The organism is Acidocella sp. MX-AZ02 (genome assembly GCF_000306035.1).
GTDB classification, from domain to species: domain Bacteria; phylum Pseudomonadota; class Alphaproteobacteria; order Acetobacterales; family Acetobacteraceae; genus Acidocella; species Acidocella facilis.
The window spans coordinates 1-1289 of sequence record NZ_JH976234.1; the positions used below are offsets into that span (position 1 = coordinate 1).

The 1289-nt window shown below is 65.3% G+C and carries 3 protein-coding genes; 2 read left to right on the forward strand and 1 reads right to left on the reverse strand.

Annotation, left to right across the window (positions count from 1 at the left end):
- A partial coding sequence (locus tag MXAZACID_RS17255; RefSeq protein ID WP_008495853.1) for a GntR family transcriptional regulator occupies positions 1-200 on the reverse strand: 200 nt, incomplete at its 3' end.
- A 131-nt stretch (positions 201-331) separates the two neighbouring features.
- On the opposite strand from MXAZACID_RS17255, the gene MXAZACID_RS17260 reads away from it, so the two are divergent.
- Positions 332-919: an amino acid synthesis family protein gene (locus tag MXAZACID_RS17260; protein ID WP_008495854.1), complete on the forward strand. Its 588-nt coding sequence runs from the start codon at positions 332-334 to the stop codon at positions 917-919.
- On the forward strand, positions 912-1289 hold a 378-nt coding region (locus MXAZACID_RS17265; RefSeq protein ID WP_008495855.1), incomplete at its 3' end, for an alpha/beta fold hydrolase. The genes MXAZACID_RS17260 and MXAZACID_RS17265, both read left to right, overlap by 8 nt.

The following is a 1289-nucleotide window of genomic DNA, read 5'->3' on the forward strand; positions in this document are numbered from 1 at the left end:
TCGGATTCCAGATGCCGCAGCACCTCGCGCACGACCGAGCGGCTGACCCCCAGCCGCTCGCACAAGGCGCGTTCCACCAGCCGCTCGCCGGGGCGGAATTTCATCGTGAGGATGGCTTCGCGCATTTTCTCAAGCGCCAATTGCCGCAAGGTTTTCGCGGGGCGGTCGATCAGCAATGCGTCTGGTTGGCTGTCCGGCATGGAAGAAGACCTGTTTCCCGTGGCTTTGTTTATCATGTCGTGAGTCAAAAACGACCCGCAATGCCAGTTTCCTCTTTACAGCCCGCTCTTGTCAATCTTATGGTATACCATAAGACAATAAGGAGTTCGCCATGACGCTGTCCCTGCGCAAGCTCGTCACCTACACCGAAGATATCCGCATCGAGGGCGGGCGCGCCGCGCCTGGGCCGTTCAAGCTGTTCGGCACCGCCGCGGTGCTCGCCAATCCCTGGGCCGGGCGGGGCTTCGTGGAGGATCTCTCGCCGGAAATCCGCGCCATCGGGCCGGTGCTGGGCGAGATGCTGACCGCCGAAATCCTGCGCCTGGCCGGCTCGGGCGAGGCGGTGGAAGGCTATGGCAAATGCGCCATCGTCGGCAGTGCGGGGGAGGTTGAACATGCCTCGGCGCTGATCCATACGCTGCGCTTTGGCAATCACTACCGCCGCGCCGTCGGGGCGAAATCCTATCTCGCCTTCACCAACACCCGTGGCGGGCCGGGCGCCTCGATCCAGATTCCGCTGATGCACAAACATGATGAGGGGATGCGCTCGCATTATCTCACCGTGCAGTTCAGCATCGACGATGCGCCAGGCCCGGATGAAATCCTGGTGGCACTCGGCGCCTCCATCGGCGGGCGCCCGCACCATCGCATCGGCGATCGGTACAAGGATCTGGCCGAGCTGGGCGACCTGAATGGCTGAGGGCTATCATCTCGGCCGGCTGGGCGGCACCGGCTATTGCCGGGCGGGCGCCGGCCCGGCGCTGGTGCTGATCCATGGGGTGGGCATGCATGCCGGCTTCTGGGCGCCGCAGATGGCCGCCTTCGCGTCGCGCTGGGATGTCGTGGCCTATGACACGCTGGGCCATGGCAGCAGCGCGTTGCCGCCGCAGGCGCCCACGCTCGAGGATTATGCGGCACAGCTCCTGGCGCTGCTCGATGGGCTGGGGCTGGCGCGTGTCAGCCTCGTTGGCCACTCGATGGGCGCTCTGGTCGCGCTGGAATTCGCGCTGGCGCATCCTGAACGGGTGCGGGCGGTGGTGCCGATGAATGCGGTCTATTGCCGCACGCCG